20 protein-coding genes are annotated in these 20,720 nt (G+C 46.6%); 10 read left to right on the forward strand and 10 right to left on the reverse strand.

The features are described 5' to 3' along the window. Nucleotides 1–1,275: 1,275 nt before the first annotated feature. The gene (gene ahlS, locus ODZ53_RS02250) at nt 1,276–2,124 is read right to left on the reverse strand and encodes an AhlS family quorum-quenching N-acyl homoserine lactonase (protein ID WP_041749891.1); all 849 of its coding nucleotides are present in this window, start codon (nt 2,122–2,124) and stop codon (nt 1,276–1,278) included. A 195-nt stretch (nt 2,125–2,319) separates the two neighbouring features. On the opposite strand from ahlS, the gene ODZ53_RS02255 reads away from it, so the two are divergent. Continuing rightward, on the forward strand, nt 2,320–2,724 hold the full coding sequence (locus ODZ53_RS02255; RefSeq protein WP_015892059.1) for a winged helix-turn-helix transcriptional regulator: 405 nt from the start codon (nt 2,320–2,322) through the stop codon (nt 2,722–2,724). A 215-nt stretch (nt 2,725–2,939) separates the two neighbouring features. Here ODZ53_RS02255 and ODZ53_RS02260 read toward each other — a convergent pair whose 3' ends face one another. Together ODZ53_RS02260 and ODZ53_RS02265 are read right to left on the reverse strand one after the other, a co-directional pair. After that, nucleotides 2,940–5,198: a type IA DNA topoisomerase gene (locus ODZ53_RS02260; protein WP_199929955.1), complete on the reverse strand. Its 2,259-nt coding sequence runs from the start codon at nt 5,196–5,198 to the stop codon at nt 2,940–2,942. An 82-nt stretch (nt 5,199–5,280) separates the two neighbouring features. Beyond that, the gene (locus ODZ53_RS02265) at nt 5,281–6,414 is read right to left on the reverse strand and encodes a DUF2515 domain-containing protein (RefSeq protein WP_372675768.1); all 1,134 of its coding nucleotides are present in this window, start codon (nt 6,412–6,414) and stop codon (nt 5,281–5,283) included. Between ODZ53_RS02265 and shc the strand changes: the two genes are divergently transcribed. Then, the gene (gene shc / locus ODZ53_RS02270) at nt 6,387–8,369 is read left to right on the forward strand and encodes a squalene--hopene cyclase (protein WP_372675769.1); all 1,983 of its coding nucleotides are present in this window, start codon (nt 6,387–6,389) and stop codon (nt 8,367–8,369) included. The genes ODZ53_RS02265 and shc overlap by 28 nt on opposite strands. Nucleotides 8,370–8,378: 9 nt before the next feature. Here the strand turns inward: shc and ODZ53_RS02275 are convergent, their stop codons facing one another. Further along, complete coding sequence (locus ODZ53_RS02275) at nt 8,379–8,576, reverse strand: hypothetical protein (RefSeq protein ID WP_015892063.1); 198 nt, start codon at nt 8,574–8,576, stop codon at nt 8,379–8,381. 145 nt (nt 8,577–8,721) lie between these two features. Here ODZ53_RS02275 and ODZ53_RS02280 point away from each other — a divergent pair, with 145 nt between their 5' ends. Genes ODZ53_RS02280 through ODZ53_RS02305 form a run of 6 tightly spaced genes read left to right on the forward strand, consistent with a single transcriptional unit; the run spans nt 8,722 to nt 10,688 of the window. Further along, nucleotides 8,722–8,973, forward strand: coding sequence for a spore germination protein (locus ODZ53_RS02280; RefSeq protein ID WP_372675770.1), 252 nt, complete (start codon nt 8,722–8,724; stop codon nt 8,971–8,973). Continuing rightward, a complete protein-coding gene (locus ODZ53_RS02285) occupies nt 8,970–9,224 on the forward strand; it encodes a spore germination protein GerPB (protein ID WP_372675771.1) in 255 nt (84 codons plus the stop codon). Before ODZ53_RS02280 ends, ODZ53_RS02285 begins: the two co-directional genes overlap by 4 nt. Nucleotides 9,225–9,265: 41 nt before the next feature. Next, nucleotides 9,266–9,874: a spore germination protein GerPC gene (gene gerPC / locus ODZ53_RS02290; RefSeq protein WP_372675772.1), complete on the forward strand. Its 609-nt coding sequence runs from the start codon at nt 9,266–9,268 to the stop codon at nt 9,872–9,874. 2 nt (nt 9,875–9,876) lie between these two features. Then, the gene (locus ODZ53_RS02295) at nt 9,877–10,062 is read left to right on the forward strand and encodes a hypothetical protein (protein WP_015892067.1); all 186 of its coding nucleotides are present in this window, start codon (nt 9,877–9,879) and stop codon (nt 10,060–10,062) included. A gap of 14 nt (nt 10,063–10,076) precedes the next feature. After that, nucleotides 10,077–10,469 carry a spore germination protein GerPE gene (locus ODZ53_RS02300; RefSeq protein WP_372675773.1) on the forward strand — a complete coding sequence of 131 codons (393 nt, stop codon included), beginning with the start codon at nt 10,077–10,079 and terminating at the stop codon, nt 10,467–10,469. A 3-nt stretch (nt 10,470–10,472) separates the two neighbouring features. Beyond that, complete coding sequence (locus ODZ53_RS02305) at nt 10,473–10,688, forward strand: spore germination protein (protein ID WP_015892069.1); 216 nt, start codon at nt 10,473–10,475, stop codon at nt 10,686–10,688. Between the two features lie 86 nt (nt 10,689–10,774). Here the strand turns inward: ODZ53_RS02305 and ppsA are convergent, their stop codons facing one another. The 3 genes from ppsA to ODZ53_RS02320 all read right to left on the reverse strand — a co-directional run bounded on the left by ppsA (nt 10,775) and on the right by ODZ53_RS02320 (nt 15,637). Further along, on the reverse strand, nt 10,775–13,390 hold the full coding sequence (gene ppsA, locus ODZ53_RS02310) for a phosphoenolpyruvate synthase (RefSeq protein ID WP_372675774.1): 2,616 nt from the start codon (nt 13,388–13,390) through the stop codon (nt 10,775–10,777). Between the two features lie 209 nt (nt 13,391–13,599). Further along, nucleotides 13,600–14,196: an Hsp20/alpha crystallin family protein gene (locus tag ODZ53_RS02315; RefSeq protein ID WP_372675775.1), complete on the reverse strand. Its 597-nt coding sequence runs from the start codon at nt 14,194–14,196 to the stop codon at nt 13,600–13,602. 85 nt (nt 14,197–14,281) lie between these two features. After that, entirely contained in the window at nt 14,282–15,637 is a 1,356-nt protein-coding gene (locus tag ODZ53_RS02320) for an LCP family protein (RefSeq protein WP_372675776.1), read from the reverse strand. Between the two features lie 236 nt (nt 15,638–15,873). Between ODZ53_RS02320 and ODZ53_RS02325 the strand changes: the two genes are divergently transcribed. After that, the gene (locus ODZ53_RS02325; protein ID WP_372675777.1) at nt 15,874–16,803 is read left to right on the forward strand and encodes an NAD(P)/FAD-dependent oxidoreductase; all 930 of its coding nucleotides are present in this window, start codon (nt 15,874–15,876) and stop codon (nt 16,801–16,803) included. A gap of 14 nt (nt 16,804–16,817) precedes the next feature. Beyond that, nucleotides 16,818–17,291: an NUDIX domain-containing protein gene (locus ODZ53_RS02330; protein WP_372675778.1), complete on the forward strand. Its 474-nt coding sequence runs from the start codon at nt 16,818–16,820 to the stop codon at nt 17,289–17,291. 74 nt (nt 17,292–17,365) lie between these two features. On the opposite strand, the gene ODZ53_RS02335 is transcribed toward ODZ53_RS02330, so the two are convergent. The 3 genes from ODZ53_RS02335 to ODZ53_RS02345 are packed head-to-tail and all read right to left on the reverse strand — an operon-like array spanning nt 17,366 to nt 20,666. Next, a complete protein-coding gene (locus ODZ53_RS02335; RefSeq protein WP_372675779.1) occupies nt 17,366–18,739 on the reverse strand; it encodes an MFS transporter in 1,374 nt (457 codons plus the stop codon). Nucleotides 18,740–18,754: 15 nt separating this feature from the next. Continuing rightward, nucleotides 18,755–19,906, reverse strand: coding sequence for a mandelate racemase/muconate lactonizing enzyme family protein (locus ODZ53_RS02340; protein WP_372675780.1), 1,152 nt, complete (start codon nt 19,904–19,906; stop codon nt 18,755–18,757). Further along, nucleotides 19,893–20,666 carry a TraR/DksA C4-type zinc finger protein gene (locus ODZ53_RS02345; RefSeq protein WP_372675781.1) on the reverse strand — a complete coding sequence of 258 codons (774 nt, stop codon included), beginning with the start codon at nt 20,664–20,666 and terminating at the stop codon, nt 19,893–19,895. Before ODZ53_RS02345 ends, ODZ53_RS02340 begins: the two co-directional genes overlap by 14 nt. Nucleotides 20,667–20,720 lie beyond the last annotated feature (54 nt).

Below are 20,720 nucleotides of genomic sequence, written 5' to 3' on the forward strand. Positions count from 1 at the left end.
TACGCCAGATGGGGAAATGGAATATGATTGCATACTGAAATAGAACTCATGTATGTCATTGTCATGTTCCCCACCTCCATTATTGTTGCAAAATCAATAACTACCTTCAACTATACGTGAAGTACCGAAGTCTTACAATTGTTTTTTCAACGTGTAAGAAAGTTTAAGTCCTTCACCATGTTAAGGCAATCTTGCTTGAACTTTTTGGATCTCACAAACCTCTGCTAAAACGCGGTCGTTCCTCGTTGAAAAGTCCTCGATAAAGTTTTTTACCCTTGCTTTCAAGATCCCTAGTTCCCGCATTCTTCGCCGTTAGCCATTGATCTGCCCACAGACCTGATCAATTGTGTTTCTATTAATGGATATCCAGTCGGTGAAGTCCATCACTCCAAAGAATGTAGACGTTAGAAGTATGGATCTTGTAACTAGATAAGAATTCCTGAAGCTCCGCTTCTGAACTGTGAAAGACCTTATGATTCAACTGTCAATTCGGCCATATAGAGTAAATGGGAAGTCCACTGAGAGGCCTTCAAGAATTGTCTCACCAAGATCGAATGACAATATTGTCGTTCCATTGCTTTAGCTTTCAACACATTCTTGAAATAGTTCTCCGTAATAGAAATTCTATTTTTGATTTGTTTACTTGAAGGAGCTGTTGTATTCTCCACTTTCTATGCTCTTTAACATTATTGAGCATTTAGATCTTCCTTTTCAAATTATTCACGGACCGATTATAGCACCAGTATGCGAAATGCTATAGCTTTTTCCGTATGGCTGACTCTTGTCTAAAAATGCTTGAACTTGACTTTCCCCTTTAGATACATCCAGACCAGACGGGGTCAATGCCCCACGGGCATGGACGTTCTACCTCGACTACCGTAATCGTAGAACCATATTAAAAATGGTCAACCAGTAAAAACTGGCTGACCTCATAATACGAACGGGCAGGTTAACGCAATAAACCCTAACCTCAACTACTGTGGATGTAGCACCAAACGTTGAATGTCGCCAAGGCCATAGCAGAAGCAAAGCCATGCCCCACCCAAAGAATGCGAACGTTAGATTCTCTTAGTACGCATCCACCATCAGTCGGTATGAAGCCAACCGGCCTCATCCTGCGGAATACCAGGACCTCACTTCAATACTATGTGAAAAAGCTCAACTACCCAGCCGAGACTGAAGCGCTTAGGAAGTACCAGTTCATATTCAAGATAATAACATTTTATCATTTAAGAGTTGTTAGGAGGATGTGATGCAGGTTTGGATAAGCCCTACTTATTCATAGTATCCTTCCGTTGATTTGCGGAATTGTTTGAATTGATTCGCATCATGCCCGAACCACACTTGGGAATTCGTTCGGACAGCGAGCGTGCGGATTTTCTCAACCGTGTTCCGGTAGCCGATCGAATCGTATATGATGCCTGGCAGCTTGACGGGTGGACCGTAACTCTCTGCCGTATAGATGGCATCGGAAGCGAGGATGATCCCGCCAGTTTCCGGCATTTCAATGTGCAAGCCTAACATGCCCCAAGCATGGCCACTGCCAAAGTTCATAATCTTGATTCCTTCAGCCAGCTCCAGGTTATCTTCATGGCGTTTGACGGTCCGCCACTGTAAGTGGTTTTTGATCCAAGCATCGATGTCCGCCCAAACGTAGGCTCCTTCTTTTTCGTTGCGGGCATAGCTTTGCAACGTGCCGTTCAGCTCATCTTCATGGACAATAATTGTAGCGTTCGTGAACATCTCCAAGCACCCGGCATGGTCCAAATGCAAATGAGACGCAACGACGTACTTGATTTCCTCAGGTCTTACATGGATCTGCTCCAGCCGGTTATGCAGGTAACATTCCTCGCTCGCCACCCAAGGGGACGCCAGCTGAGTTGATGCGGCCCAGCGTCCTTCGATGCCCATCGAGTTCGGGTTGCAAGCTGTATCGAACAAAATTTTTCCTTCTGGATGATCGATCAATACCGTATAAATCGGAAATTCCACGAACTGTGTAGCTGCGTTCGGATTTTTGATCGTAGCAGGATTATGCATGGCGATTATCCAGTTTTTATCCATGCTCATTCGACCGTTATCCATCACATACAACTTAGGGCGAGCTTTACTAATATTCGGCACGTTCATTTCCTCCCATGTAAGTAACGTTTTTGTCTGATTGCTACTGATGTTCAACTTTGTCGGCTTATAATGCATTGTTGCCATGCATCGCCGCTCCTCCGTTGGTGTAGACATATAATAATTCACGTACTAAACTTATGTAAGTAGGCACTTTAAGGTGGCCTGGGAACTTTGAAGTGCATAGGAGGTAATCATTTGACATCTTCGGCTAAAGGAAAACAATCTGATATCTCATTGGCGGTGTGCGGATACAGCAGAGTTCTTGAAATTATTTCCAATAAGTGGACAGCGCTCGTCATTTATGCATTGGAAAACGGAAGCATTCGATACGGAGAAATGGAAAGAAGAATCGAGGGCATTTCAAAAAAAATGCTCACGCAAACGGTACGAAAACTGGAATGGAATGGGCTGGTCCAACGGCATATTACACCAACTGTGCCCCCAACAGTTGAATATACGCTCACTCCTTTAGGGGAAAGCTTGCTTCAGCCGATGAGAGAGCTAAGACAGTGGGGAAGGGAAAATTACTGGCATGTCGAGGCGGCAAGAGCCAATTATGATCTAACTTACTGTAAGGAGTCTCAGTCCTTGACAAATTGAAAATTAGGGTCTGTAAAATAAATTGTGAAACCTGGAAGTGATTGAACAATTTCAGTTATTGAACTAACGGGTTCGTTAGTTTTAAAAAACAGCGGCCTGCCTAAGACTTATTTTCAGGTCTTAGGTTGCCGCTGTATTAATTGCGTAGGATCAACAACTCCAGTCTAGAACATTACTTTGAATGAACAAATTGGTGATTTACGTGTCACAAAAAATTACTGTTCGAAAGTAAGCTCGCCCGATTCTACACTTTTCAAAATAAGTTTTGCCTGAAATGGTGTTCCATCCTGACGTTCAAGCTTCATTTTACCCGTTTTGCCTTTTTCAATGAGGGCTTTAATCTGCGTATCCGTCAGCATACGCCCGTAATTCTCTTTCCATATAACGAATTTACAGCCCACGTTGTAATTCGAACATCCGTAACCTTTGCGTCCCATGAAAATGGAGCCTCCGCAACCCGGTCGTGGACATTTGGTGATGATACTCGAAGTTGTAGTAGCGGTCTTTGCTGCGCTTCGAGTTGAAGCCTTTGTTGTGGCAGTCCTGCCACCTGATTTACCTGTACTTCGCCCGCCAGCTCGTCCTCTTGTTTTCGAAGATCCTTTTTGCGTGGTACTCTCACTCTCAAACAAGGTCTTCTCAGCACGAGATTGTACGCGAACCTTTTCTACGATCATCGTAGCGAATTTCTTCACATTCTCCATAAATTGCCCGTCGGCGGCTGTTCCTCGGGAGATCTCATTTAAGCGACGCTCCCAATGCCCCGTCATTTCAGGAGAGGTTAAAAGTTCGATACCTGCTCCCCTAATCAATTCGATAACGGTACGGCCTTTTAGCGTAAGTTGAACCTTTTTCCCCTGCATCTCAACGTATCCGACCTTTTTCAGCCGTTCGATGGTGGCGGCACGAGTTGCCGGGGTTCCCAGTCCAGATTCCTTCATCGCATCACGCAGTTCCTCGTCCTCAATTTGCTTGCCTGCGCTTTCCATGGCCTTTAGAAGCGTTCCTTCCGTAAAATGCTTGGGCGGCTGTGTTTCTTTTTCCTTTACCATCGCATCCGAGCATACTACGCTGGCATCGGATTGAATGATAAAAGGCTCGTTCACTTCAATCTCTTCTTTATCCTCTTCTTCTTTGGCCGTACCTTTTCCATTCTTGGGCTTTTCCTTCTGCTGGTCGGCATAAATAATCTTCCAACCGAGACTTTTCTGTTCTTTCACCGACGTTCTGAAAAACTCATTTTCCACATCGGTTATGACCGTATGCATCTTATATTCTGCTGGCGGATAAAACTGCGACAGAAAGCGACGAACGATCAAATCATATAACTTCTGCTCATCTGGCGTAAGCCCTGAAGCCTTACGATTTGTCGGCAGGATAGCATGGTGATCATCTACCTTTGCCGGATTACATATAAATTTGTTGCCTTTATGAACCAAACTACGGTTTGCACCCTTTACCAGAGCGTCATATCCAGTGCCTTGCAAGGACGACAGGGTGTTGTGCATTTCGGGAATATTTTGCTCTGTCACATAGTTGGAATTCGTTCTCGGATAAGAAATCACCTTGTGTTTTTCATACAGCGCCTGTGCTATATCCAAGGTTTTCTTGGCGGAAAAACCGTATTTGCCATTGGCCTCACGTTGCAGCAATGTCAGGTCATACAACTTGAATGGATACTCCTTGGTATCCTTTACTTCGTAGGAGGCGATCCGCCCTTGTTTTCCTTTCACTTTACGAGCCAACATTTCTGCTTTAGCTGGATCGGTTAAGCGATCACCTTGCCAAAGACCCTTGTACGTCCTCTCCCCCTGCGAAAAATGCCCTTCGACTTGAAAAAACGTAACCGATGAGAAAGCCTCAATCTGCTTCTGTCGATCATAAATGAGCGCAAGGACAGGGGTCTGTACTCGTCCGACAGAAAGGAGCACGTTATGTTTGGTCGTAAATGCACGTGAGCCATTCATCCCGATTAGCCAATCGGCTTCACTTCGAGCTTTTGCTGCCCGCGTTAAGTTCTCATAGGCTGCGGCATCCTTCATCTCTGCGAATCCTTTCCTGATCGTTTCAGGGGTCAAGTCCGAGATCCACAGTCTTTTAACGGGTTGCGTCAATTTTAGATGCCGCTGAATGAGGGAAAAAATATGTTGACCCTCCCGCCCGGCATCGCATGCATTAACCAGCAGATTGCTTCGTTTGGCCAACTGCCCGATTATTTTTAGCTGATCGATTGTTTTCCGATTGGGTACTAGCTTAAACGGCTCGGGAATGATAGGAAGATCATTGATATTCCACTTTTTATATTTTTGGTCGTACGCCTCCGGTTCTGCCAGTTCAATTAAGTGCCCGATTGCCCATGTAATCATGTATTTTTCACCTTCTAAATAGGTGCGGTGATTTTTCGCTTTAGGATCTATTGCGGCGGCAATATTTCGTCCCATATCAGGTTTCTCCGCAATAATTAATATCTTCAAATGGTTATCGCTCCTTCTAAAACTCTCTAAGCCTGTCGAGATTCAGTCTAACGTTCTGGATTCCTCTCTATTTTACTACAAGTTAGCCAAGTAATCTCGTCCTGGCTGCGACAGCCCACTCGATTTTTGCCAACGCCTGGCAATGCGCCTCATTCATCTCTGCTGCAAATGCTGTCTCCTGCATTCGTGTCAGCACACGCCATACATCGCTCTTGTTTTTGTACCAATCTAACGCCTTTGGCGGCTCATGGTGGATAGGTCTCCAAACTTGACGAAGCGTTGGGGAAAACAGCCGCTTTGCCCCTTGGCGCAGCTGACAGTTCATTAGTTTTACCTGATAAGACTTGCCAGGAACTGTATCATGCACATCGTGAAAAAGATGCGGCCAATAATCTTTTCGCGAACCTGTGTGTGGCTGTTGCAATGCCCAAGCGTACGCTGCCTCCTGCCTGTTCGCACCCCCGAACAGCAGACTGTACAGCCTTTTTCCCAAATGGATTCTCTCTGGTAAGGAGGCAAAATGAAACACTCGCTCCCCCACGAGCTGCAAGAAGCTTCCCTGCTCATCGACCACTTTCCGCTGGGGAAACAAGATCAAATTCAGTTGCAAAATCTCCTGGAGAGCAAACGGGATGGTGCGGACGACTGAATTTTGATAGCTTGAGTCTTTCATGAGCTGCTCTTCCAAATAGTTTTGTTCATTGATGATCAAAGCAATGGCGAGCAGCTCTTTATCTGTGGTCTTCCAAAAATGATTCCAGATCGCCTGCATGAACGTAGAGACGCCCAGATGGGGCAGTAAATAAAAAAGGTTGGTCTGTCGCCTGACACTCTCTTCATACAGTAACAATTGAGGGTACGCATCGTGAAAAATCAACCAGTTTCCCCGCTCCAAAAACGAAAAATAATCCTGCTGCTCTTTTGTTCGAAGCAAGCGAGGCAATAATTCTCCCCGCAAATCAGTCATACTCCATCCCGCATTGCGCGATACGAGATGTGCCAATAGCGCCCAGTGAACCTGTGGATGCTTTTGATAAAACGACATATAGGCGCGCGTTCTGTCTATGTTGTCACGGTTGTGGGCGTGTGTCTCCTGTTTGATCTGCTCTACCGTTTTTTGATCCTGTGCTGGCAATCGTGCTGTCGCCGTACGGACTTTCCCCAGATTCATGGCAAGCGGCAGACGTGATGCGTATTGGTACCACGACAAACCCATCGTTGCCCTTCCCCCTCTCTTCTTCAGGCGCCGTATTTTATCGGGAGGTGAATGAGTTGCGTGAAGTCCAGCAAGAAATCAACCGCATTCAAGCCTTTTTGTTACAGCGCCAACAAGAGGATGGCACATGGCGCTTTTGTCTGGAAAGCTCACCGATGACAGATTCTCACATGATCATCCTATTGCGTACGCTGGGTATTCATGATGAACGTTTGATGGAGAAGCTCACGAATCACATCACGTCTCTTCAACACGATAATGGGGCATGGAAGCTGTATCCAGACGAGCATGAAGGCAATCTGTCTACGACGATTGATTCGTATTACGCCCTGCTGTTATCAGGCAAATTTACGAAGAACGAACCGAGAATGGCTCTGGCTCGCTCGTTTATCTTGGAAAAGGGTGGGCTGACACAAGCGAACATGCTGACCAAATTTGCTACAGCCTTGACAGGCCAATACCAGTGGCCCTCGCATTTTCTCGTTCCCGTCGAGATTGCCCTCTTGCCCCCGAGGTTCCCTGTCAGCTTTTACGATTTTGTCGGGTACGCACGTGTCCATCTTGCCCCCATGATGATTGTGGCTGATCGCAACTATGTAAAAAAGCCTGACAATGCACCAGACTTGTCCGATCTATACGCCGGTACACCGATCTCTCGCGGTCTATATCCGCATCGATTCCTAGAGAATTTCCTCAAAGAGGGACAATCGTTTCTCGCCACCATCCACGATTCCTTGCAGCAGCTCCCCTTTTTACCCGGACAACTACACAAGCTCGCTCTACGTCGCCTGGAACAATACATCCTGGCGCGAATCGAGCCGGACGGTACGCTGTACAATTATTCGACCTCTACCTTTTTCATGATATTTGCGCTACTTGCACGGGGGTTTTCTCCGAAAGACCCACTGATCCAAAAAGCGATGCAAGGGCTTACCAATAGTGTCTATGATTATGAAAACGGTGCACACTTGCAGCTAGCTACTTCAACCGTCTGGGACACGGCGCTCTTGACTTTTTCGCTGCAAAAAAGCGGACTTTCTCCCTCACATCCCGCGATTCAAAAAGCAAACCGCTACCTTCTCCGAAAACAGCAGCATACGTACGGTGACTGGAAAATTCGCAATCCAAATGGAAAGCCTGGCGGTTGGGGCTTTTCTGATTACAACACCATGAACCCGGATATTGATGATACGACAGCTGCTCTGCGCTCTCTCCGCCTGCTGGCCCGTACGGATGTGACAGTAGCAGCCGCATGGAAACGGGGTCTCGAATGGCTATTATCTATGCAAAACGACGATGGAGGCTGGCCCGCTTTTGAACGAAATACAGATGCTGATTTCATTCGCCACTTGCCTATCGAAGGAGCTGATACCGTCAGTACAGATCCGTCCTCTGCCGATTTGACAGGGAGGACCTTAGAATTCCTCGGAAACTATGCCGGACGAACATTGACTGACCTGCACGTAGAAAAAGGAGTCCGCTGGCTTCTCACGCATCAAGAGTCAGACGGCTCCTGGTATGGACGTTGGGGAATTGCTTATCTGTACGGTACTTGGGCTGCCATTACCGGGCTGATGGCGGTTGGCTTTTCTCCTACTGATCCCGCCATCCAAAAAGCGTTGGCGTGGCTGGTTGCCAACCAAAATCCCGACGGCGGCTGGGGGGAATCTTGCCAAAGTGACCTAAAGAAAACGTACGTCCCCCTCGGAGCAAGCACTCCCTCGCAGACAGCATGGGCAATCGATGCACTGATAGCCGTGTCATCCAAGCCGACGGCAGAGCTGCAACGAGGAATTCGCTATTTGCTCACTCACAATCAAGCCAATGACTGGACGACTCGCTACCCGACTGGCGGGGGACGCCCTGGCGGCACTTACTTTGCTTATCACAGCTATCGTTGGATTTGGCCGCTGCTGGCTCTCAGCCACTATCAGGCCAAATACGCGAATACGTAAAAACCACCGCTACCCTCTTCGCAAACCAAGGTCTAACGGCCGGATAGGAACTTGGGGTGAATAAATCACGGCATGTAGCGGCGTATCAAAAATAGTGTAGCAGGACAGGACATCGGTGTCCCCAATCAGCACAATCGACGACTGAGAAACCCCACCAAAGCTGAAATCACCGACGTCTATTTTTTTATTCGTCACCTTCATATTCATGGAACTTTTTCTCCTTTTCCTAAAACTCGCCTATTCATACATCATATGCTGCTCGCACTGGTTCGGTCGCAAAAACAGGTATGAACACCCAATGGCCTACGACATACAATACAGAGAGGATCTCTCCCAAAAGGATGTGCCGAACATGCCAGCATTCGTTGGAGTCATCAATGTAAACAACGTGGGCGGCGTTTTCAATGTCGGGGACGTCCGTAAAATCGCACCTACCAGCTACACCAAAACCTTCGCGGGTGGAGGATCATTTAATTCTGGTACGAATTTGTCCTTCAAAATTCCACGTAGCGTCGTCTACGTCAATGATCAATCGGATAATGACATTCCTCTTTTTGTAGAAGAAACGAATGATTACCGGGCAAAGGGACGAGATTTCGCATGAACTTTTTTGTCACGCAGCATATCGTAATCAACTCACTTAAGATCGATGGCATTACCAACTCCTCAGTATGCCAGATCGGAAGTGCAGGTATTATCAAGCCATTATCCAAGCTCTACAATACGGGGGGATTCACAGAACCAGCACCACCAGCGGGTCCTCTTCCAGAAGCTGTTTCGGAGGAGTTCGTTCCACTTGTCCCGTTGGTAGAGCCGTCCCGCATTACCCCACGTATGTCCCTACGTCGTCGCTAAATACGCTTTATGCTGGCTGAAGAAGGATGGTCGTCATGTACATGGAACACGAAATGATGCAATATATTCAACAGTTACATGACTATATACAATCGCAAAACAAAAAGATCGAACATATGAGGCAGATGCTTGAACAACTGCAACAAGATGTCAATGACCTCAAGGAAAGGCAGATCCCTTCCGTCATTAGAAATGAATACAAATTCGACTTGCTCAAGGTTGAACGTCTCGAAGGGACTCTCAATATCGGATTAAATCCAAAAGGAAATGATTCTGGGATCGGTGATTTCTCCATCAATCAGTCAATGGACATCCCTGATCCTCCTCAAACCAGCGCTCCTCTTTTTGACCGTGTACAAAATGAGATTTACCAATATTTAGAGGGTGATGCTTACCTCGTTTTAGAAAAAATTGAAACGGAGTGCAATTACCCACTTGACCAAAATTATCGAGCGTTTATTTTAGATGATATTAAAAAGCAGATTGATCAACGCATCAAGCATTACCTAAACGATCTTCCTACTGATGAGCTGGAACCGGAGCAGCACGACATTTTCGTGCAAACGATCGTTCAAAAAGTGAAACGCGATATTGATAAAACATGCGAAACGTTTGTAAAAAATTTGCCGCGTGAGGTGAACGAACCTTGATCATGTATCAGGTGATTAACGAAGCCATTTGCGTGAAGCGAGTCACCATTGAAGCTCTCTCCTCTGCCGCCTCTTTATTTATCGGAGACACCCAGACGGTGAACCTCCGATCGATTTATGAAACGCCGCCTGAAAAAATGATTGTAGGTGCCACTATTCCCGTTGATACGGCAATCCCTGCTCCGTAAGGACGTTGGTCACCATGTGCCGGAGAACCAGTCATATCCACAAGGTAGATGTCCTCTCAGTAGATGCCTCATCGGTTCTGCAAGTAGGTGATTCCCGGTGCCTTGATGCTGTTTCCAATATTTTGGCGGTCCAGCGTGAAAAGGCCATCTTTTACGAAAACGAATTTATGTTCGAGGATTACTCTGCCTTCTCCATTCCTTTAGTCGCACCCAGCCCGACTGAACCGATTTGCATCGATACGTTCCATGACTGTCCTTACATTTTTGTTCGAAATGTGCGGGTCCCTTTCTTAGCTGCTGCCTCTGTTGTCCACATCGGTTCAAACGAGTCTATTTCATTAGAAACACGTGTGGTAAACATTCGCCACCTGTTCCGTGAAGAACCACATACTGGGGGGAGGAGATAGCCTTTGCCTTCTGTCATTGGAGCTGTCAATATCAATAACAATTCAGGTACCGTTAACTTCGGAGACACCCTCAACATATCGCCAAAAACAGCCGCCAAGACATTCTCCGGTTCAGGAGGCGGCAACACAGGTAACGTCGTAAATACGCTCAATGGTGTCAACGCAACCAATACTGTGGACTCCAATCTCGTCGATCAGCCATTGTTTGGGAACATCTAATCCATGCAGTGTTAATGTTTTTTCATTGACACTGTTTTTATTTTGGCTAAAAAACGAAACAAAAAAGGAGGCACGAAGCCCCCTGACTATAATATTTCAATATACCCTTCTGTTCCATGCACGCGAATTCGTTGTCCGTCTTTTATCAAAGTGGTAGCCTTTTCCACGCCAACAACAGCTGGTAAGCCATATTCACGCGCGATAACTGCTCCATGTGTCATCAGTCCACCGACTTCGGTGACTAGACCTTTTATCGATACAAACAATGGTGTCCAGCCAGGATCAGTAAAGGCGGTGACTAATATATCGCCATCTTCTAAATCAGCATCTTCCATGTTTACGATGACGCGTGCTCGCCCCTCTATGACTCCGGTTGAAACAGGTAGACCTACAAGCGCATTAGCTGGCAGATTTTCTCGCTTGTACTGACCAACAATAATTTCACCATCAGACGTGATTACACGTGGGGGAGTCAGTTTTTCAAAAAACTTGTACTCGTCTTTTCGTTTGTTGATGATCTGATCATCCAATTTGTCTGTGCGTACGACCTCATGAAGTTCTTCAAAAGTGAGATAGTATATATCGTCTTTTTCATGAATGACCTTTGTTTGTACGAGTTGTTCAGCTTCTTTCAGTAAAGCCTGCTTATAAACGAAGTAGCGATTCATCATGCTGTACTTTGGATATTCTCGATAGCCGATGAAATTCCGGATGAGGTCGATCATTTGTTTGGTTTCTTTTGCTTTTTGTTCACCATCCGGTAATTGCTTTAATCGCGCTAATAGCTCTTGTTCTTTTTCCAAAGCTTCCTGTTGTCCTTGCTCGAATTTCCGCTTGCCAGCATTCGGTTCAAAGTTTTTGATGTTACCTAGAATCATGGGGACAAGCATGATTGGTTTTTCAATCCAACGCGTTTTCGTTATATCGATTTCTCCGGAACATCGCATCCCGTATCTCGTAAGATACGCATAGATTGCGTCTTGCGTCTCCTGTCCACCTTCAAACTGAACCATTTCATGTAAAAAGTTATCATCTTTTACATGCTGTAAAAAATCAATGACTTCTGGATAAGGACGAACGATATCCGCAACATCCATGAGCGCCAGACCCATTTCCGAAGTAATATTGTTTGCCACAGATTGAGTAAGCGTGTCTGCTACGTTTTTTTCCCCCAACCACATGTTCATGTTTTCATTGATCCATTTTGAAGCATTCATAGCAGCCGTAATCACACCAATGTTTTGTGGATCAAATATAATCTTCTTTAATTGCTGGATGTCTTCTCGAATAAAATCAAATAAATCCGACCCTGATTTCGTTTGGATGTTATGCTTTACCTCTTCAATCGATTTTTGACTGCGCTTAATCAAATCAGAAACAATTGTCGGATCGTTTTCGAATTGTTCTTGAAAACCCAAAGCCGACATGCCATTCTTGCTTTTACCGGGATTCTGTTCATTTGTATCATTTGGGGACGATTGTATAAAATCGCCTCGCTCTATGACGGTCATCAATGCGTCATTGATAAGCGGATCGGATTGTCCCAGGGTATCTAGTATGGTTTGTCTGCTGTCAGGTGAAGCCAACATTTTTGTAACATCAACAAACAACCTTCCCCCCGCTTTACTCATGGGTGCAGAAGTCGTTAACAGGAAAAGAGACAGTCCTAATGGTTTCATAGGGTCGGTCATCATTTGTTGATGGCCAACAGATACATAGACGTGATTTTCTTGATCATTCGCTTCAGGGATCGGGTATAAAGTCGTGATCGGCCGACTCTGGACAATATAAAAGGTGTCATCAACCAAACACCATTCGATATCTTGCGGGGACCCAAAATAAGCTTCGATCTGTCTTCCAATGCGTGCCAGCTGTAAAATTTGTTCATCTGCTAGTGTTTGCGTCTTTTGCTGATCAGGACCAATCTGCTGTGTCTCTGTTCCGCCTTCTTTTCGTGCATAGATAGCCAATTTTTTGGTTGCTATCCGCTTATCGACGATTTCTGCTTCCTGCACTTTATAACAATCAGCTGATACCAGGCCAGAGACAAGTGCCTCACCAAGTCCAAAACTGGCATCGATGGATAGCAACTTCCGATTGGATGTAATGGGATCAGCGGTAAATAAAATCCCCGAAGCCTGTGGAAAAACCATCTTTTGGACGATAACCGATAAATAAACCTGACTGTGGTCAAATCCATTTTGCATACGGTAGATGACCGCGCGATCCGTAAAGAGAGAAGCCCAGCATTTGCTAATGTGCCGCAAGATTGCTTCTTTGCCAATGATATTTAAATAGGTGTCTTGTTGACCGGCAAAAGAGGCATGTGGTAAATCTTCAGCTGTCGCACTAGAACGCACTGCATAAGCATGCTCCTCTCCAAATTGGGAGAGATAGTGAGTAACGGCTTTCACAACATCGGAAGGAATCTCTGCTTCCATAATACTCTCTCGAATCTTCCTGCTGATTTCTCCAACTTGTTCTCGGTCTTGTACTTTTAACATGGTTAGTTGATCCAACAATGCTTGATACATGTCGTTTGATTCGACCATCTTTTGATATCCCACTGTTGTCACGCAAAATCCCTCTGGTACTTGTATTCCTTGAATTTTGGATAATTCCCCTAAATGTAACCCTTTTCCGCCAACGAGCAAAAGCTGCGTCTTTTTCATTTCCTGAAAACCGAGAACCAAAGAACTCATTCAATATCTCCCCTAACCATTCAAATGAGAAAAAACATTTGACAAGAGTTCAGCAGCATGATACGATTATGATATAAGATGCAATAATTATGATCACACAAACAATAACAGGCGTGATTTGATTGTATCATCGCGTCTATTTATGTGCAATAAAAAGAACCTGGCGGAAAAATCCAGGTTCTTTTTTGATGTTTCGACTACACCTGCTTTTACAAGCTCGCCTTAAATGTTGTTTTTCCTTCGTTCGCAGCCCTACCACGCATCAAATAGATTTCTAACAATCCGTCCTGATATTGGGCCCTCATCCCTTTTGAACTGACGGAAACCGGAAGAGCCAGCTTTCGATAAAAGGGGCCGTAACTTCTTTCCCCTTGTGTACGAAGCCCCTGGTGCTCATTCCCCTTGATGATCCCCTTGACCTCCAACCACCGTTGCTCGGAGAGAGTAATCTCCAGACTATCGCGATCGAAGCCCGGCAGTTCACAGGAAACAATGACCATTTGCTCTGATTGGAAGATATCCGAGACTGGGGAAAAATGCGAATCGTCAGCCTGCACGAATCGCATCGGTTTTTCCTTCGTCTTTTTTTTTCTCTTTTTCACGGGTGGTACAGTTGGCGCGGCGTCAGCGGCCGTTTTTTGTGCAGCTTGTTTATTAAGCGTCGCGATATTCTCCCAAAAGTTTGTATCCAGCACCTGCCCCATCTGGCTCAATGCTTTCCACGGATGCTCTGGGTTAAAACCGAGCTTGGACAAACTTTCGGATGCTTTTTGCAACTGCTTCATGGTCTCTTGCAGATTTTTCATCACGTACACTCTCCCCTTCCCAGCAGAGGCAAGACAGTCTATGTATGATAGAATATGTGCTTTTGCCTGGGGGGTGTGCTCAAGATCATCCAGTTTGCCCGATGTCAGCACTATCTGTCGCCGGTGCAGGCGGAGCCAAAATATCTGGTGGCGGCATATTACTATCCGTCGGCGCAGGATTGAGTTCGCCATTGCCATCTGGAACAGTCGGTGGTGTTACAGGCTCCTGTGTCGGTTCTGGATTAGGTTTTGGTGTTGTCGCTGGTTTTGGTGTTTTTGGCTGTTCTTTTGTCCCTGTTGTAGACTTAGGATTTGAAGCTGGCGTTCTCTTCTCCGCTTTCATTTCGACCTTTGCTACTTCTGCTACAGCTGCATCACTGAGCGTTTCGCCCGGTCCGGCTACACCCACTTCTGTTTGCAAGGCAGTTCGGACCGCTTGCATGTTTTCCCTCGGCCACAAGGAATAAGGAGAACTCCAGATCGCCCCATTATTCAAAGTAACCATGTTGCTTGACGAAAAGCTGGCAAAATCGAGTGCCAATCCTTTAATTTGGTCTGTCGAGAGGTCGGTTTTGATATGCTTACCAACGGTATCCAGCACAGCTGTCAAACTCGTTAATCCATCCATCGACATGCTCTTTTCTGCCACGGCACGAATCACCTGCTGCTGTCTACGGTTGCGATCGAAGTCGCTCGAGTTGTAAGCGTCTCCACGTCTGTCGATGCGATGACGGACGAAGCCGAGTGCCTGCTCGCCGTTCAATACTTGTTTCCCTTTTTTCAAATTGCGGTATACACCTTGCTTCGGCAATTCGTATACGAGATCTCGATCTACGTCAACCGTAATGCCACCTAGCTTGTCAATGACCGCTGTAAAGCCTTCAAAGTCAAGCTGCACATAATGCTCAACCGAGATCCCCAGCATGTGATTCAACGTTTTTTTAAGCATCGTCATGCCATTTTCTGTGACAGGCTTCCCTTTGAATTCTGCATCTTTCCTAATATTTTCCCCTAATGCAAATACTTCATTGACCTTGTGATAGCCTGGATAGCCTGGGATTTGAACGCGGGTATCACGGGGCAATGAAACCATGCTCAGCTTTTGCGTAACCGGATTGGCGACTGCGACGACCAGAACATCTGTGTTCAACATGCCGATGTTTTTGCGCGTATCCACCCCGACGATGACAAAGGCGATTGATTTCTTTTGCTCGTACGGCTTTTCAACAACAGGTTGATCCGGCAACTTGTAAGGATCGGCTGTTACGACATCCAGGGTCTTGTCTAACTGGTTAAGGGCGAAGCCTGCTCCTACGGCCAACAAACAGAGGAATAAGCAACCTGCCAAGAGCAGATACATCCGCTTGCTTCGCTGGCCACGCTTCATCCGTTTACGCGGCTGTTTTGCAGGAGCTTGAGGCTTGTCATTCTTGGCTTGCACGTTCGGTTCACTCCTTTTTCGTATCACGGGTCCATAGTGCTTTGGGCTTTTCATTTTTCAATATATTCTGGAAAACTTCCGTTTCATTTTACCACAATTTTCCGTTAAAATGTAGAATCCTGCCGATTCAACTCGAGCGGTTTTCCCTCTGAGTTCTTGCACTTGCGAATCGAAACAGGTAGTCTAAAACTGAGGAAAATCGGATAGATGAATAAGGGAATCGGAGGGACTTGAGAGTGGAACACATACAGGTGCTGATCGCAGGTGGCGGCATCGCAGGGTTGTCCGCAGCAATATGGTGCCAACGATTAGGTCTTTCTTGTCTTCTTATCGAAAAAACGGATAGACTTGGCGGCCAACTGCATCAAATTTACAACGAGATTACCGACTTTCCGCCCCTTGTATATGACCAGGGAGCTACCCTTGTAAAGGTACTGATCGAACATCCTTTCATCCAGCAGCAAAACATACGATTCAACGAGACCATTCTTTCCATTGATCAGGAAACGAAACAGGTGACCACTTCAAAATCCGTTTATCGTGTCGACTATTTACTCATCGCTACAGGCGTTGGTTGGAATGAGATACCGACCCTAGCTGGTTGTCCGAGCGTCCTGTCGCCTTGGTTTTCTACAACTGCTCAAGCGCACACCATCGCCGGGCAAGATATCGCCGTAATTGGCGGAGGAGATCGCGCATTAGAGAGTGCTGCGAATTTGAGTTTGCATGCCCGACAGGTCTATCTGTTGGTTCGGAGCAAGAAGTGGCGTGCTCGGCCGGAGTGGCAAAAGAAAATCACAGGCCTCCCCAACATTCAAGTCCTGTGGGAAACACAAGTTAGCGACTATCAGGACGAAGAGGCACGGACTGTTTTGTCACTCACCTCTACGCGAGAAGGTAATCCGGAGACGATCATAGTCGATTGGATTTTGCCACGAATTGGCGTTCATGGAAACACAGCTGGTCTCAAAGGCTTGGACACGTTTGGCGATGAGTATTTGCAAACCGATTCGTATCACCGAGTCAACTCTCCATGGATATACGCAATCGGAGACGTGAGCAACGGAGCCGCTTATGCGAGTTTGTCTCTAGCAGTTGGTCAAGCGATGAAGGCGGTCAAACATATTTCCTTGCAAATCCAAAACACCAAATCAATGAGCCTGTAGAAGGAGAGCATTGCATGTACGCTTTTAACGACGATTTCGGCTTACCTGTCAAGCTAACCTTTTCCCCAGAAGAATATCAGAACCACCAAGCCGGTCACGTGCTGATCTTTGCTTTTTATCAAGGAAAGCTGTTATTTACGCGCCATCGTAAACGCGGTGTGGAGCTACCAGGGGGAAAAGTAGAACCGGGTGAAAACAGCCTGGCAGCGGCAGTTCGTGAGGTCTATGAAGAAACTGGCGCTATTCTGGAAGGGATTGAGCGCATCGGACAGTACACCATCGACGACTCGATGCGAAAAGACATTTATATCGCCAAGGTAGCGCATTATACAAACCAGCCAAGTGGCTCAGATGTGCTTGCCACTATTGTGTTTGCGGATATCCCGCGGGATGTAAAAGGCAATCAGGAGTTTAGTCGCATTCTACAAGATGATGTGTATCCGCTCGCACTCGAACGAGCTTTGCGTCATCCGTTCGCTGAGTCCTAGCCATCATAAACAGGCTCGTCCCTGCCGCTCTCCGACATTGTATTCGGTGAGACTGACCGGCAGAGACAGCCTGTTTATTGTTTTTCCTTTTCCTTCTTTCCCGACAACACACGCTTGACGAGGTCATTTGGGTCAAAACCATACCTTTCGATGGCTCTCTCACGTTGTTCCTCATGTACCGTTTCCGGTTCAATTCCCAATACCTCTGATAATTGCCGCCACGCTTTCGTCTCGCTGTCTTTTGTCCCATGTCCTTGCTGCTCGACCTGCTTGGGCTTCAAGAAAAAGATCGCAACTACTGCGAAAACGAGCGATAAACCTGCGATTGATAGAAACATGGCCGTTCGGGAAATTCCGAGCAACCAGGTAAAAATAGGCGGGCCAATCGCAACACCGATAAAACGGACACCGCTATACAAAGAAGTAATCATGCCCCGCTCTGTTTTTTGTACGGCCCCAACGATCATGGAGTTCAAGCACGGTAAAATCATCCCTGTCCCTACGCTGCCGATGACCAAAATGCCAATCAGGATATAAGCCCCTTGGACAAAGCTGGCCAGAACGTAAGACGTAGCCAACAAAAACATGCCGATTATCACAAACAGACGCATCAGCTTCAGCTTCTTTTTAATGATGATTCCTGTCACGTATGCCGCTATACTCATTACGAGCAAGGGAATCGCCAAAAAGAAGCCTTTGATGACACCATCAATCTTGTATTTTTCCTCCAATAAATCAGAGAGGTAAAACAGTACACCAAACAACGTGAACAAGCAGATGCTCCCTATAAAAAACGCGGGGACAAGCCATTTTCCATGCTGCTTGAACACTTGCGCGATCGAATGCATGTACTGCTTGACGGGGAGCGGCTTCTTCTCCTGTTTCTTTTCCTTGGTCAGAAATAAAAACATCAGGAGGACGACCCCACAAATAATCGGAAAAGCTAAAAAGACCATGTACCAAGAAATGAGAGCTAGCAAGGAGCCAAAAATCGGACTTAATACTTTTCCCATCCCATTGGATGTCTCCAAAAGCCCCAATGCCCTACTCTCCGATGCGCCATCGAACAAATCCCCTACCAATGCCATCGCGATGGGGGCTGTTCCGGCGGCACCGATTCCCTGCAGGACACGCCCTCCCATGATGGCCATATAAGGTTGATCGATCCACAACGCGGCAAGCCCTGCGACCAAACCACCCAAACCATACAGGGCAAGGGAGAGGATAATGACAATTTTTCTCCCAAATCGATCCGACAAATAGCCGGCAAAAGGGATAACAATACCTGCTGCAATCGAGAAAGCGGTGATCAACAAGCTCGACTGTAAGGAAGTGAGCTTCATTTCCGTTTTCATTGTAGGCAGTACAGGGATCAGCATCGAGTTGCCCAGCACCATAACTAATGGAACCCCGACAAGCCCAATTAGGTTTTTCGCATTTTGTGCCATACGAAACTCCTTGTCTTACGCATAAGCGCTACCGTCCCAGCGCAACGCGTTAATAATCTCCCAGTCAGGTTCAACACCTATTCCCACGCCACTGGGTAGCGTCACTTCGCCATTTATGGGGCGCAGCGGAAACAATTGTGTAAAGGGGTTCTCCATCACGTCCCATTCGACAGGCTCAATGGGATGGCTATCCATCTTGGTCCATGCTAACAAGCAAGCTTGTGCAAATAACGTATACAATCGTGCCAGCGAGCCATCAAAGGAATGCGGAGACACGCGATAACCAAACTGACGGGCCATTTGCAAATGTGTTCGATAATCGTCAATGCCCCCCGTATGCATCAGGTCAGGCTGTGCAATATCGATGGCCCCCTCCTTATACAAGGGCAAAAACTGTGTGCAACGGATCAAGTTTTCTCCGCCAGCAAGCGGAATGGATAAAGACGAACGAAGCTTGACATATTCGTTTGTACGATCCATAGGCATCGGCTCCTCCAGCCAAAGCCAATTACCATAACGGGAAAAAAGCCCTGCCCACTTCCTTGCAGTCGCACAGTCGTAGCTCTGATTGGCATCTATTGCTACTTGGACTTTCTCAGGAAGCAAATTCATCAGTTTTTCAATGTGCGTCTGATCCTCTTGAACAGAACGCCCACCAATCTTTACTTTCACCATCTTGAAGCCATCGTCGACTTGCTGGCTGACTTGCTTCCATGACTGTTGCATCCAGTCTTCTGTTTCACGGTAGGATTGGAGGGAGGCATATACCGGGATACCAGAATGAATCTGCCCTCCCCACAGTTGGCACACAGATAACCCCGCCGCTTTCGCCAAAATTTCCGTAAAGGCCATACTGACACCTGAAGCCGATCGCTGATGCCACTTTCCTATGACATCGACAATGGCTACTCTGTCATTTACCTGCTTCCCCAGCAAGTATGGAATGATGCGCTCACAAAAGCCCTTGTGGAGCGTCGGCAGCCAATCGATAATTTCTCCCCAACCATCTATTCCAGCCCGTGTGATAATCCGAATGAGATAACTCGTTCGATAACGCTTATACCCATTCGCATCACCGTAAGCTTGCGATAGACGATGAAGAAGCGGATACGTTTCCACGCGCTCAATTTGCAGGTCTGCGATCGCTACCTGATCACGAATAGTCATCCTTGCCCTCTCGCTCTGCTTGCTCTCCCTCATAATCGTCATAGGAGAGGAAGTTTCCTTTCCCTTCTCCTTTTCTCATGTACTCCTCATATGTCCCGCTTCTCATAAAATGCACACTGTCCGGTCCGTGATAGCCCTCAATATCGGTATAACCGATCTCCTCTACGGCTTCTACAAAACCATCCGGCTCATTGCTCTCGATATACATTTCGTCGTAATCCGTTTTGTCGGGTCCCTGGTACGAAAAAGGCGTGCTGGATGTCCCCCATGACTCGACAATTTGCCAAGCATCCTCACCGTCGAATCCGTTCTGTCCTTCCTTTTCATCTAAAGACGTACGTCCGAATGGTGGCTGCAAAAACTCCTCTTCAATCGGACGCGACTCATTGACTATTGGCGCTGGTGCGTGCTCCTTGCACGTTTGTGACTGTGGCAATGCTTCCAGTCGCTCCACAGGTATTTGCTCTCCACAGACGGTACACAGGCCGTAGGTGCCTTCCTCCATACGCTGTAGCGCTTGATCAATCTCTTTTAACGTCTCACGATCGAGACTGTCTAGAGCCAAATCTTTTTCCCGTTCAAACATCTCGCTGCCGATATCTGCCGGATGATTATCGTACATGGAGAACTCCTGCAAAGAGGTTGTCATCGGTTCTCTCATGCCATAATGGTCCTGTACGCGGTCTTCCAGTTCTTTTTTCTGTTCCAGCAGCTTTTCCCGGAAGCTGGCCACCATCTTTTGGTCCACGCTGTACACCACCTTTGTTTGGTTTCCTCAACAGGTAGTATGTCTTGGTCCCGAAGGAAATATGAC

Source organism: Brevibacillus sp. BD137 (assembly GCF_041644655.1).
Taxonomy (GTDB): Bacteria; Bacillota; Bacilli; order Brevibacillales; family Brevibacillaceae; genus Brevibacillus; species Brevibacillus brevis_D.